Here is a 12,663-nt window from a genome sequence, read left to right on the forward strand (position 1 = left end):
GTGCGTCGTCTCAAACGCGCAAAGCACGCTGTAGCACTTTAAATTTGGCGCATGATCCCCAGCGAAAATCGACTCCGATTTTCGGGGTCATGCGCTAGTCCCAGGGAGTTGGACGACATGCTGAGAGGCTCGCTTACCGCGCTCGTGACACCGTTCGAAAAGAGCGGCCGTTTCGACGAGAAAGCCTTTCGCGCTCTCGTTGCCTGGCAGATCGCCGAAGGCACGACCGGTCTGGTTCCGGTCGGCACCACCGGCGAGTCGCCGACGCTGTCGCATGACGAGCACCGCCACGTCGTCAGAGTGTGCATCGAGGTCGCCAAGGGCCGCGCTCCGGTCGTCGCCGGCGCCGGCTCCAACAACACAGAAGAGGCGGTTGGCCTGGTGCAATATGCCGAGAAGGCGGGCGCCGACGCTGCACTCGTCGTCACGCCTTACTACAACAAGCCGACGCAGCGCGGTCTCTACGCGCATTTCGCCGCCGTCGCCAAGGCGACCAGCCTGCCGATCATCATCTACAACATTCCGCCGCGCTCGGTGATCGACATGACGCCCGAGACGATGGGCGAGCTGGTGCGTGACTTCAGGAACATCATCGGCGTCAAGGATGCCACCGGCAAGGTCGAGCGGGTTTCCGAGCAGCGCGCGACCTGCGGCAAGGATTTCATCCAGCTTTCCGGCGAGGATGCCTCGGCGCTCGGCTTCAACGCCCATGGCGGCGTCGGCTGCATCTCGGTAACGGCGAATGTCGCGCCGCGGCTGTGCGCCGAATTCCAGGAGGCGACGCTTTCCGGTGAGAACGCCAAGGCGCTGGACTTGCAGGACCGGTTGCTGCCGCTGCACAAGGCGATTTTCCTGGAGCCCGGCGTGTCCGGCGCGAAATATGCGCTGTCGAAGCTCGGCAAGGTCGAGAACGTGCTGCGTTCGCCGCTGGTCGCCGTCGAGCAGTCGACCGCCGAAAAGATCGATGCGGCCATGAAGCACGCCGGCTTGATTAATTAGCGAGCCCGTTTGGAAACTCTACTCCTGCGGCCATCTGAAGGCGTCACCTGCGTTTCCGGTGCTCACGTACTATATGTACGCTCCGCTCCGGTCCGCGCACGGTCCCGAAAGCACTTCGCTTTCGGAAAGGGCCATGCAGGTTTCCAGAGCGTCCTTTGCGCGTTTGAAAAACGCGCGGCGCTCTGGTGCCACCATCATCTGACTCGCAGGAGCGAGTTTCGAAACGGACTCTAGGCGTCATGAATCAAGTCAGAAAAGCCGATCCCAACAACAAGACCGTTGCGGAAAACCGCAAGGCGCGGTTTTCCTATGAGGTGCTCGACACGATCGAGGCCGGCCTGGTGCTGACCGGCACCGAGGTGAAGTCGCTGCGCCAGGGCCAGGCCAACATCCAGGACAGCTACGCCTCGGTCGAGGGCGGCGAGATCTGGCTGATCAACTCCTATTTGCCGGAATACCTGCAGGCCAACCGCTTCAACCACGAGCCGCGCCGGCGCCGCAAACTCCTGCTCAACAAGCGCGAGATGGCCAAGCTGTCGCAGAGTGTCGATCGCGAAGGCATGACGCTGGTGCCGCTGAAAATCTATTTCAACGACCAGGGCCGGGCGAAGCTTTTACTCGCCGTCGGCCGCGGCAAGAAATTGCATGACAAGCGCGAGACCGAAAAGCAGCGCGACTGGTCGCGCGAGAAGGGCCGGCTGCTGAAGGAGCGTGGGTAGGCTGGGAGCCACTCTTTTGAAGGACCGGATGAAGAACCGGATCGTCCTTTGGGGTGCGGCCAGCCTGATCCTGGCATGCCTCGTCGCGGCCGCCGGTTATTTCTACTTCCATCCGTTTTCTCCGGACCGCGGCAAATATCCGGTCAGGGGCATCGACGTTTCCCATCACCAGCGGCAGATCGACTGGCAGCGTGTTGCCAGCGACGATGTCGCCTTCGCCGTCATCAAGGCGACCGAGGGCGGTGACCATGTCGACGATGCCTTCGCCGCCAATCTCGGTGAGGCCCGTGCGGCCGGTCTGGCGGTGGGTGCCTATCATTTCTTCACCTTCTGCAGGCCTGGCGCCGATCAGGCGAAGAATTTCATCTCTGTCGTACCGCGCAATCAACCGCTGCTGCCGCCGGTGGTTGACATCGAGTTCGTCGGCAATTGTCCGCGGCGGCCATCGCCTGAGGAATTGAGTATTGAACTCTCGGCTTTCCTCGGTCCTGTCGAGGCAGCTTTCGGCAAGACGGCGATCCTCTATGTGACCGACGAGGCGGCACGGGTCTATGCCGCCCAGATCGCCGGCCGCCCGCACTGGGTGCGTTCGCTGGCGCTATGGCCAGGTCATGACGACTGGATCTATTGGCAGTACCACGACAGCGGTCGCGTCGACGGCATCAGCGGCGATGTCGATCTGAATGTCCTTCAGGGCGGGCAGGAGAAATTGGCCGAGCTGTTTGCGCCTCCGCCCGAATCTATCTCTCCAGAAACGCCGCTATATCCCTGAAGACGTTGACAAACATCGCTTCCGTGAGCACGCCGGTGTTGGTGTTGTAGCGCGAGCAGTGATAGCTGGAAAATAGCGTCACGCCATTGGTTTGCTGCTGCCCGCCATGCTTGAACGGATAAGCGGCAACACGTTGGCCGAGCGCCCGCACCGTCGACTGGTGCGCGATCGAGCCCAGCGCCAGCACGGCGCGCAGGTTCTTGAACCGCGCGATCGTCGGCACCAGGAACGTCCGGCAGGTGGCAATCTCGGCGCCGACCGGCTTGTTGTCCGGCGGCACGCAGCGCACCGCATTGGTGATCGCCGTGCCGACAAGCTCCAGCCCGTCATCGGGCCGCGCCTTGAATTGGCCGCGAGCAAAACCATGTGCGATCAGCGTGCTGTAGAGCAGGTCGCCGGCATAGTCGCCGGTGAAGGGTCGTCCGGTACGGTTCGCCCCACGCAGGCCCGGCGCCAGTCCGACGATCAGCAGCCGCACCGCATCCTCGCCCTCGGGCGGAAGGAAGGTCGGCACCGGCGCATTGAACCAGGACGGCTCGCGCTGTCGCCATTGCGCGATAAAATCGTGCAGCCGCGGGCAGAGCGGGCAGTCGCGATCGGGCTCGGGGGAGGCGACCAGGGGGGCGGTCAAGACCCCCGCCGTCAAAAGTCGTCCTCGTCGACTTCAGCCGGCTCGGGCCGGCGCACCGGCCGCTCGGACGGATCACGGCCGACTTCGTTCTTCAGCGTCATCAGATCGATGAAATGGTCGGCCTGGCGGCGCAGATCGTCGGAAATCATCGGCGGCTGCGAGGCCATGGTCGAGACGATCGACACCTTGCGCCCGCGCCGCTGCAGCGCCTCGACCAGCGTGCGGAAATCGCCGTCGCCGGAAAAGATGACATAGTGGTCGACGACATCGGCAAGTTCCAGCGCATCCACGGTCAACTCGATGTCCATATTGCCCTTGATCTTGCGGCGGCCGGTCGAGTCGGTGAATTCCTTGGCCGGCTTTGTCACCACCTTGAAGCCGTTATAGTCGAGCCAGTCGATCAGCGGCCGGATCGAGGAGTATTCCTGATCCTCGACCAGCGCGGTGTAGTAGTAAGCACGCAGCAGATAGCCGCGCTTCTGGAAGCTCGACAAAAGCCTGCGGTAGTCGATATCGAAGCCGAGGGCGCGCGATGTTGCGTAAAGATTGGCACCGTCGATGAAAAGAGCGATTTTTTCACGAGGATCGAACATGGAAAATATTCCTTTTCGAAAATAAGCGGTCGTCTAAATGCGCGTGACTATCGGTCGGCTTGAAATAACCGGCTGACCTTCGTCATTCGAGATAACGCCGGTTTTACGGCAATCCAAGGGTATGATGCTGCATAGCAAGCAATTGTGATCGGTGCCGTATCGTCGCAGGCGGCGCGCGTCCAGACCTCGCCTTGGCCGGCCCCGGACTTGATCCGGACCTGGCCCCGGACTGATACTGCCAAAAAGCTTGTATTTTGGCGGCGTTCGGGTTATGGACCGCGCCTGTTTTCCATCAAATCCAGGCATGAAAGGGGCAGCTCATGGCCCGTGTAACCGTTGAAGATTGCATCGACAAGGTCGACAACCGCTTCGAGCTCGTGCTTCTGGCCGGCCACCGCGCCCGTCAGATCAGCCAGGGCGCGCAGATCACCGTTCCTCGTGACAACGACAAGAATCCGGTCATCGCGCTGCGCGAGATCGCCGAGGAGACATTGTCGCCCGACGACCTCAAGGAAGACCTGATCCACTCGCTGCAGAAGCATGTCGAGGTCGACGAGCCGGAAGCCGATGGCGAGGCGATCGCCGACCAGACCGGTACCGCCGCTGCGGCAACCGATGCCGACGACACCGAGGAAAACATCACCTTCGACCGCATGACCGAAGAAGATCTCCTGGCCGGCATCGAAGGTCTGGTGCCGCCGGAAAAAAGCGACGACTATTGATCTTCGCAACGGCTGCCGACACTTTCGCGTCGGCGGTTTCGTGGTTATCTATGACATGCGCCGTACGCCAGTGCGGCGCATGATTCGTTTCAGCACTGCGAGATCCCGCCTATGATGCGTCAGTATGAGCTTGTCGAGCGCGTCCAGCGCTACAAGCCTGACGTCAACGAGGCGCTGCTCAACAAGGCCTATGTCTACGCCATGCAGAAGCATGGTCACCAGAAGCGCGCCTCCGGCGATCCCTATTTCTCGCATCCGCTCGAAGTCGCCGCCATCCTCACCGAAATGCACATGGATGAGGCGACCATCGCGGTTGCCCTGCTGCACGACACGATCGAGGATACCACGGCGACCAGGGCCGAGATCGACGAGCTGTTCGGTCCGGAAATGGGCAAGCTGGTCGAAGGCCTGACCAAGCTGAAGAAACTCGACCTCGTCTCAAAAAAGGCCGAGCAGGCTGAAAACCTGCGCAAGCTCTTGCTGGCGATCTCGGAAGACGTTCGCGTGCTGCTGGTCAAGCTTGCCGACCGCTTGCACAACATGCGCACGCTCGACCATGTGCCCGAAGCCAAGCGCCTGCGCATCGCCGAGGAGACGATGGATATCTATGCGCCGCTGGCCGGGCGCATGGGCATGCAAGGCATGCGCGAGGAGCTCGAGGAGATCGCCTTCCGCTTCATCAATCCGGAAGCCTACCGCGCCGTCACCGCGCGGCTCGCCGAAATCTTCGAACGCAACAAGGATGTGCTGTCCGAGATCGAGAGGGCGCTGTCCACGCTGTTCGAGAAATATGCCATCAAGGCCGAGGTCAAGAGCCGCCAGAAGAAGCCGTGGTCTGTGTTCCGCAAGATGGAGGCCAAGGCGCTGTCCTTCGAGCAGCTATCCGACATTTTCGGCTTTCGCGTCGTCGTCGATACCGTCGAGGACTGCTACCGGGCGCTCGGCGCCATCCACACGACATGGTCGATGGTGCCAGGCCGCTTCAAAGACTACATCTCGACGCCGAAGCAGAACGACTACCGTTCCATCCACACCACCATCGTCGGACCGTCGCGCCAGCGCGTCGAGTTGCAGATACGCACCTATCAGATGAACAAGATCGCCGAATATGGCGTTGCCGCGCATTCGATCTACAAGGACAGCGGCGGCAAGATGAACGGCACTGCCCACGCGATCTCGAAGGAGACCAACGCCTATGCCTGGCTGCGGCGCACCATCGAGCAGCTTGCCGAAGGCGACAATCCCGAGGACTTCCTCGAAAACACCAAGCTGGAACTGTTCCAGGACCAGGTGTTCTGCTTCACGCCCAAAGGCATGCTGATCGCGCTGCCGCGCGGCGCCACGCCGATCGACTTCGCCTACGCCGTGCACACCGATGTCGGCGACACCTGCGTCGGCGCCAAGGTCAACGGTCGCATCATGCCGCTGATGACCGAGCTGAAGAATGGCGATGAAGTTGAGATCATCCGCTCCAAGGCGCAGGTGCCCCCGGCGGCGTGGGAGTCGGTCGTCGTCACCGGCAAGGCGCGCTCGGCGATCCGGCGCGCCACCAAGAATGCCATCCGCAAGCAGTATTCGGGTCTCGGTATCCGCATACTGGAACGCGCCTTCGAACGGTCCGGAAAGATCTTTACCAAGGAGAGCCTGAAGTCGGTGCTGCATCGGCTGGCGCGCAAGGACATCGAGGATGTGCTGGCCTCTGTCGGCCGCGGCGAACTTGCCTCCACCGATGTCATGAAGGCGGTGTTTCCCGACTACAAGGACGAGCGCGTTATGCTGGCCGCGCCCAAGCAGCGCGAGGAGGGCTGGTCGAAGATCCGCAACGCCGCCGGCATGCTGTTCCAGATTCCGGGCCGCGCGGCACGCAAGGACAAGGACCAGCCAAAGGACGGCGCCGTGCCGATCCGCGGCGTCCGCGGCGACCTGCCGGTGCGCTTCGCGCCGGAAGGTGCTGTGCCCGGCGACCGCATTGTCGGGATCGTGCAGCCGGGAACCGGCATCACCATCTATCCGATCCAGTCGCCGGCGCTGCAGGCCTTCGACGACCAGCCCGAACGCTGGATCGACGTGCGCTGGGACATAGACGAACGCACGAAGGAACGGTTTCCGGCGCGAGTCTCGGTTACCGCCATCAACGCGCCGGGTTCACTGGCCGACATCGCGCAGGTCGTTGCATCCAACGACGCCAACATCCATACATTGTCGATGGTGCGCACCGCGCCCGATTTCACCGAAATGCTGATCGATCTCGAAGTCTGGGACCTGAAGCACCTGAACCGGCTGCTGTCGCAGCTCAAGGACAATTCGAGCGTCAGCGATGCGCGGCGCGTGAACGGCTAGAACTCACCAGCGTGCTGGAGACAAGGCAGAGATGAACACCGACGAAGTGCTGGGCATTTTCCGTGAAGCCGGTGCCGTTCTCGAAGGGCATTTCATCCTGACGTCGGGCTTGCGAAGCCCGGTCTTCCTGCAGAAGGCGCGGGTCTTCATGCATGCCGACAAGACCGAGCGCCTGTGCAAGGCGCTGGCCGAGAAGATCCGCGCTGCTGTGTCCGGCAGGATCGATTATGTCGTCGGTCCGGCGATCGGCGGGCTGATCCCGGCCTACGAGACCTCGCGCCATCTTGGCGCACCGGCGATCTGGGTCGAGCGGGAAGGGGGCGAGTTCAGGCTCCGCCGCTTCGAGATCGCCAAGGGTTCGCGCGTCGTCATCGTCGAGGACATAGTCACCACCGGCCTGTCGGTCCGCGAGACCGTTGACTGCCTGCGCGCGCTTGACGCCGAGGTCGTTGCCGCTGCCTGCATCATCGACCGCTCGGCCGGCAAGGCCGATGTCGGCGTGCCGCTGATCGCGCTCGCCGAATACGAGGTTCCGGCCTACCCAGCCGACAGGCTGCCGCCCGAGCTCGCCGCCATACCGGCCATCAAACCGGGCAGCCGCAATATCTGATGCATATCGCCCAAAAGTGCGCAGCGGTTTTGGGACAACGACATGCATAAAACAACGTTAACTGAGGCGCAGTCGTGATTGCAGGCATCGATCATTTCGTGCTGACGGTTCGCTCCGTCGAAGACACCTGCGCCTTCTATCAGCGCGTGCTCGGCTTCAAGCGCCTCGACGAGCCGGACCGGCCGACGGCGCTGCTGTTTGGAACGCAAAAGATCAATGTGCATGAAGTCGGGCGCACCTTCGAGCCCAAGGCCAAGGCGCCGACTCCGGGCTCCGCGGATTTCTGCCTGGTCGCCGCTCGTCCGCTCTCGGAGATATGCGCCAGCCTGGCGGCCAACGGCGTTGGCGTTGAAGTCGGGCCGGTCGAGCGGATCGGCGCCCGTGGCCCGATGATGTCGGTCTATTTCCGCGACCCGGACGGCAATCTCGTCGAGGTTAGCGAGTATGGGCTGTAGATAGCTGGAGTTGCTGCCGATTCTGCGGCGAACTCTCCTCCTCAAATCCGTCGCGATCACACTGTGTCCGGAGTGGCGAAACGCCGGTCCCGCAGGCGACAGCAGCGGACGGCATGCAGCTACGGTTGTTCTGCGGCCAGCGTATCGCTATATCAAGGTCGTTGTTGCCTTTCGCGCAAGATGTAGCTGTCGCGCCCGGCCCAGGATGGTCGGAGCGGCAGCTTTGGATATCAGGACAGGAACAGAGTGCTTTTTCGACGCCGCAAGCCTGATGGTTTTCTCGAGCGGATACGTATCTATCTGTGGCCACGCCGCTCTTTCCCGCGCTCGCTGCGCCTGGCGGACAGAGCTGGAACCGCCGGACGGGAAGCTCCCGCCGAATGATCATTGGCATCGGCAGCGACCTGATCGATATCAGACGCATCGAAAAATCGCTGGAGCGCCATGGCCAGCGCTTCATCCAGCGCATCTACACCGAGGTAGAACAGGCCCGCTCCGAAAGCCGCGGCGCCCGCGCCGCCTCATATGCCAAGCGCTTCGCCGCCAAGGAAGCCTGCGCCAAGGCGCTGGGCACCGGTATGGCGCAAGGGGTGTTCTGGCGCGACATGGGCGTCGTCAACCTGGCCAGCGGCAAGCCGACCATAGCGTTGACCGGCGGGGCGGCGGCGCAGCTGGACAAAATCCTGCCTGAAGGCCACAGAGCGGCGATCCACCTCACCATCACCGACGATTTTCCGCTTGCTCAAGCCTTTGTGATCATCGAGGCGTTGCCCGTCGAAGAAGCGCCATATTGATTGCATCTGACCACGGGCATGACGTTGCCCAGCGCGCGCCGAGACTCTATACCAACCAACGCATAATCGAGGACGACATGAGCGTGGCTGAAAAATCTCAGAAGAAATCCGGCGGGCTTGGCGAAACCGTCAGCGTCATCGTCCAGGCGCTTTTGCTCGCTCTGGTCATTCGCACGCTCCTTTTTCAGCCATTCTCTATCCCGTCCGGGTCGATGCGGCCGACCTTGCTCGAAGGCGACTACCTCTTCGTCACCAAATGGTCCTATGGCTTCTCCCGCTATTCCCTGCCGTTCGGGCCGGACATCTTTTCGGGCCGTATCTGGGGTGCCGAGCCGAAGCGCGGCGACGTGGCAGTGTTCAAATTCCCGCCTGACCCCTCGGTCGACTATATCAAGCGCGTCATCGGCCTGCCGGGCGACAAGATCCAGGTCAGGGAGGGCCAGCTCTTCATCAACGGCGTCGGCGTGCCACGCCAGAAGGTCGGGCAGATCGACAATCGCGACATCACTGAGGAGAGCGGGCCGGTCGACGTCTATCGCGAGACATTGCCGAACGGTGTCAGCTATGACACGCTCGACCTGATACCCAACTCGATCGGTGACAACACCCAGGAATTCGACGTGCCGCCCGGCCACTATTTCATGATGGGCGATAACAGAGACAATTCCTCGGACAGCCGCTTCACCGTCGGTTTCGTGCCCGACGACAATCTGGTTGGCCGCGCCAACCTCATTTTCTTCTCGATCGGTGGCAGCGCCAGCCCGCTCGAAATCTGGAAATGGCCGTCGCTGATGCGCGCTTCGCGCCTGCTCCATTTCGTCAATTAGGATCATGGCGGCGACAAAACGGCTGACCATCGACGCGCTCGCCGAAGCGCTCATGCAGCGCACCGGCCACGCCTTTGCCGACCGCCAGCGCCTGCAGCGCGCGCTGACCCATGCCAGCGCCCGCAGCAGCCATGCCGGCATCGACTATGAGCGTTTCGAATTTCTGGGCGACCGCGTCCTCGGCCTGGTCGTCGCCGACATGCTTCTGGCGGCGTATCCGGACGCTGCCGAAGGTGAGCTGTCGGTCCGGCTCAACGCGCTGGTCAATGCCGAGGTGCTGGCGGAGATCGCCGAGGAGATCGGCCTGCCGGAGCTGATCCGTGCCGGCTCGGACGTACGCGGCCTGGACGGGCGCAAGCGCGTCAATCTGCGGGCTGATGCGCTGGAATCGCTGATCGCCGTGCTCTATCTCGACGGCGGGCTGGAGGCGGCCCGCGCCTTCATCCACAAATACTGGCGGCCGCGCTCGCAGGCCATCGGTGCCGCCCGCCGCGATGCCAAGACCGAACTGCAGGAATGGGCGCATCAGGCCGCAGGCGCCGTGCCGGTCTACATAATTGACAGCCGCGAGGGACCGGACCACGATCCGCTATTCACCGTCAGCGTCAAGGTCGGCGCCTTTCCGCCGGCGACCGGCAGCGGGCGCTCCAAGCGCGAGGCCGAGCAAGCCGCCGCTACTGCACTGCTTTTGCGCGAAGGCGTCTGGCTAAACAAGGGGAGCGCGGCATGACCGCCACCGAAGACGTTCCGCCGGCAGCAGAAGCCACCACCACGCACTCTGGCTTCGTCGCGTTGATCGGCGCGCCCAATGCGGGAAAATCGACGCTGGTCAACCAATTGGTGGGCGCCAAGGTGTCGATCGTCACCCACAAGGTGCAGACGACGCGCGCCATCGTGCGCGGCATTGCCATCCACAATAACGCACAGATCGTCTTCGTCGACACGCCGGGCATCTTCAAGCCGAAGCGGCGGTTGGACACGGCGATGGTGACGACCGCCTGGGGCGGCGCCAAGGACGCCGACATCGTGCTGTTGCTGATCGACGCCGAGCGCGGCATCAGGGGCGACGCCGACGCGATCCTCGAACGGCTGAAGGATGTCCGCCAGCCGATGGTGCTGATCCTCAACAAGGTCGACCGGGTCAAGCCCGAGACGCTGCTGGCCCTGTCCGCGGCAGCCAACGAAAAAGTGCCCTTCAAGCGCACTTTCATGGTCTCGGCGTTAACCGGGTCGGGCTGCAAGGACCTGCTCGACTATCTCTTGGAAACCCTGCCTGCCGGCCCCTGGTATTACCCGGAAGACCAGATCTCCGACCTGCCGATGCGTCAGCTGGCGGCCGAGATCACTCGCGAAAAGCTCTATCTCAGGCTGCATCAGGAACTGCCCTATTCCTCCCATATCGAGACCGAGAAATGGGAAGAGAAGAAGGACGGCTCGGTGCGCATCGACCAGACCATCTATGTCGAGCGTGACAGCCAGAAGAAGATCGTGCTCGGCCACAAGGGCGAGACGATCCGTGCCATCGGCCAGGCGGCACGCATGGAGATATCCGGTATCCTCGAACAGAAGGTGCATCTTTTCCTGTTCGTCAAGGTGCGCGAGAACTGGGGCGACGACCCCGAGCGCTACCGCGAGATGGGGCTGGAGTTTCCACATTAACGTCACTATCGACACAGCTCTCGTGAGCCGGTTGGTCGCCACGCAATTTCCCCGATGGAAGGATCTTGCTTTCGGACCGGTTCCATCAGGCGGATGGGACAACAGAACCTTTCGTCTCGGAGACCATATGCTCGTGAGGCTGCCGGGTGCTTGCCGATCACCAGCGCGCGGCCCAAAAACCCAATCTTGATTTCGCCATCGAACCGGTGACAAGCTCCGTTGATGGAGTGGCGCGACGAGGGAATCATTCTCGGCACCCGCAAGCATGGCGAAACCAGCGCCATTCTTGAGGTCATGACTCGTGCGCATGGCCGCCACCTCGGACTTGTGCGCGGCGGCCGCTCGCGCAAGCAGCAGCCCGTTCTGCAGCCCGGAAACCGTGTCGACCTGTTGTGGCGGGCGCGGCTCGACGAGCATCTTGGCACCTTTCAGGCCGAAGCGATCGAGATGAACGCCGCCCGGCTCATGGACAGCGCCGTCGCCATCTATGGGCTGCAAACCATGGCTGCGCATCTGCGCCTGCTGCCCGAGCGCGACGCTCATGGCGGCCTCTACGAGACGTTGGCCGTGATGATCGCCCACCTCGACGATACGGACGCCGCCGGCGAGCTGGTGGCGCGCTTCGAGTTGCTGATTCTCGACGAACTCGGCTTCGGACTCGATCTCAGCCAGTGTGCTGCGACCGGCGCCAGGCAAGACCTTGCCTATGTCTCGCCGAAATCCGGGCGCGCCGTGTCACGCGCCGCAGGCGCGCCATGGCGCGACAAGATGCTGGTGCTCCCCGCATTCCTGCAGCGCGGCTCCGGCCTGCGCGCCGACCCGGCGGCGATCGAGGATGCCTTCCGGCTGACCGGCTTCTTTTTTACCCGCCATGTTTATGAGCCGCGCGAGATCGAGGCGCCCGGTGCCCGCGCCGGCTTCCTCGCAGCCTTGCGCAAGCACCACGCGGCGGACAAGGAGATTGGCGTCGAGACCGCCGCCGGAGAAATCATTACATGAGCGAAGTGGAACTCTATCCCGGCCGGGTCTCGCCGCTCGGCCTCGGCACCATTCCGCCCTGCGACATCTCTAGATATACCGGCCTGGAATTGCTCCAGCGCATCATCGACAACAAATATCCGGCGCCGCCGATTTCGTTCCAGCTCAGTTTCGGCCTGACCGAAGTGTCGGAAGGACGCGCGGTGTTCCGCGGCATGCCGAACGAGCGCTATCTCAATCCGCTGGGGTGGGGTGCATGGTGGCTGGGCCGCGACGCCGCTGGATTCGGCCCTTGCCTGCGCCGTGCAAACACTGCTCGATAAGGGCGAGGCCTATACGACGGCGGAGTTCAAGGTGAACCTGACACGGCCGATCACGCCGACGACCGGCGAGGTGGTGTGCGAGGGCAGGGTGGTGCACAAGGGCCGCACATTGGCGGTTTCGGAAGCAACGCTGAAGGATGCCAACGGCAAGCTGCTGGCTTTTGGCACCGAAACGTGCTCGATCTTTCCGGCCGCCAATCTGGCGGCGCGCTGACTTTGTCAGTAACTACTGGCTCGGTTT

The 12,663-nt window shown here is 62.7% G+C and carries 14 protein-coding genes and 3 pseudogenes; 15 read left to right on the forward strand and 2 right to left on the reverse strand.

The genetic code is table 11. The features are described from left to right. Nucleotides 1-117 precede the first annotated feature (117 nt). From dapA to EN807_RS19900, 3 genes are all read left to right on the forward strand, one after another. Nucleotides 118-999 (forward strand): 4-hydroxy-tetrahydrodipicolinate synthase, encoded by an 882-nt coding sequence (dapA, locus tag EN807_RS19890; RefSeq protein ID WP_135936346.1) that lies wholly within the window; start codon nucleotides 118-120, stop codon nucleotides 997-999. Between the two features lie 239 nt (nucleotides 1,000-1,238). After that, nucleotides 1,239-1,718, forward strand: coding sequence for an SsrA-binding protein SmpB (gene smpB / locus EN807_RS19895; RefSeq protein WP_006202221.1), 480 nt, complete (start codon nucleotides 1,239-1,241; stop codon nucleotides 1,716-1,718). 28 nt (nucleotides 1,719-1,746) lie between these two features. Beyond that, nucleotides 1,747-2,490 (forward strand): GH25 family lysozyme, encoded by a 744-nt coding sequence (locus EN807_RS19900; RefSeq protein WP_135936347.1) that lies wholly within the window; start codon nucleotides 1,747-1,749, stop codon nucleotides 2,488-2,490. Here the strand turns inward: EN807_RS19900 and EN807_RS19905 are convergent. Beyond that, complete coding sequence (locus tag EN807_RS19905) at nucleotides 2,459-3,121, reverse strand: uracil-DNA glycosylase (protein WP_135936348.1); 663 nt, start codon at nucleotides 3,119-3,121, stop codon at nucleotides 2,459-2,461. The genes EN807_RS19900 and EN807_RS19905 overlap by 32 nt on opposite strands. Nucleotides 3,122-3,132: 11 nt before the next feature. Beyond that, on the reverse strand, nucleotides 3,133-3,714 hold the full coding sequence (locus tag EN807_RS19910; RefSeq protein WP_029354483.1) for an NYN domain-containing protein: 582 nt from the start codon (nucleotides 3,712-3,714) through the stop codon (nucleotides 3,133-3,135). Between the two features lie 320 nt (nucleotides 3,715-4,034). Between EN807_RS19910 and rpoZ the strand changes: the two genes are divergently transcribed. The 12 genes and pseudogenes from rpoZ (at nucleotide 4,035) to EN807_RS37675 (ending at nucleotide 12,636) form a co-directional block, all read left to right on the forward strand. Then, nucleotides 4,035-4,436: a DNA-directed RNA polymerase subunit omega gene (gene rpoZ / locus EN807_RS19915; protein ID WP_135936349.1), complete on the forward strand. Its 402-nt coding sequence runs from the start codon at nucleotides 4,035-4,037 to the stop codon at nucleotides 4,434-4,436. A gap of 111 nt (nucleotides 4,437-4,547) precedes the next feature. Then, the gene (locus tag EN807_RS19920) at nucleotides 4,548-6,776 is read left to right on the forward strand and encodes a bifunctional (p)ppGpp synthetase/guanosine-3',5'-bis(diphosphate) 3'-pyrophosphohydrolase (protein WP_135936350.1); all 2,229 of its coding nucleotides are present in this window, start codon (nucleotides 4,548-4,550) and stop codon (nucleotides 6,774-6,776) included. Nucleotides 6,777-6,807: 31 nt separating this feature from the next. Beyond that, nucleotides 6,808-7,386 (forward strand): orotate phosphoribosyltransferase, encoded by a 579-nt coding sequence (gene pyrE / locus EN807_RS19925; RefSeq protein WP_135936351.1) that lies wholly within the window; start codon nucleotides 6,808-6,810, stop codon nucleotides 7,384-7,386. Nucleotides 7,387-7,460: 74 nt separating this feature from the next. Then, a complete protein-coding gene (locus tag EN807_RS19930; protein WP_135936352.1) occupies nucleotides 7,461-7,841 on the forward strand; it encodes a VOC family protein in 381 nt (126 codons plus the stop codon). Nucleotides 7,842-8,087: 246 nt separating this feature from the next. After that, a pseudogene (locus tag EN807_RS36670) lies at nucleotides 8,088-8,177 on the forward strand (DUF2062 domain-containing protein); the annotation flags it as partial. Nucleotides 8,178-8,221: 44 nt separating this feature from the next. Beyond that, complete coding sequence (acpS, locus tag EN807_RS19940) at nucleotides 8,222-8,635, forward strand: holo-ACP synthase (RefSeq protein WP_127313546.1); 414 nt, start codon at nucleotides 8,222-8,224, stop codon at nucleotides 8,633-8,635. Nucleotides 8,636-8,712: 77 nt separating this feature from the next. After that, a complete protein-coding gene (lepB, locus tag EN807_RS19945; RefSeq protein ID WP_127313545.1) occupies nucleotides 8,713-9,462 on the forward strand; it encodes a signal peptidase I in 750 nt (249 codons plus the stop codon). Nucleotides 9,463-9,466: 4 nt separating this feature from the next. Beyond that, nucleotides 9,467-10,192 (forward strand): ribonuclease III, encoded by a 726-nt coding sequence (gene rnc / locus EN807_RS19950; protein WP_127313544.1) that lies wholly within the window; start codon nucleotides 9,467-9,469, stop codon nucleotides 10,190-10,192. Further along, entirely contained in the window at nucleotides 10,189-11,121 is a 933-nt protein-coding gene (era, locus tag EN807_RS19955; RefSeq protein WP_135936353.1) for a GTPase Era, read from the forward strand. Before rnc ends, era begins: the two co-directional genes overlap by 4 nt. Continuing rightward, nucleotides 11,117-11,272, forward strand: a pseudogene (locus tag EN807_RS36675) (aminoglycoside phosphotransferase); the annotation flags it as partial. The gene era and the pseudogene EN807_RS36675, both read left to right, overlap by 5 nt. A gap of 71 nt (nucleotides 11,273-11,343) precedes the next feature. Further along, nucleotides 11,344-12,120, forward strand: coding sequence for a DNA repair protein RecO (gene recO / locus EN807_RS19965; RefSeq protein WP_135936354.1), 777 nt, complete (start codon nucleotides 11,344-11,346; stop codon nucleotides 12,118-12,120). Further along, nucleotides 12,117-12,636, forward strand: a pseudogene (locus EN807_RS37675) (PaaI family thioesterase). Before recO ends, EN807_RS37675 begins: the two are co-directional and overlap by 4 nt. The last annotated feature ends 27 nt before the right edge of the window (nucleotides 12,637-12,663 follow it).

The organism is Mesorhizobium sp. M5C.F.Ca.ET.164.01.1.1 (assembly GCF_004792125.1).
In the GTDB taxonomy this organism is placed as follows: domain Bacteria; phylum Pseudomonadota; class Alphaproteobacteria; order Rhizobiales; family Rhizobiaceae; genus Mesorhizobium; species Mesorhizobium wenxiniae.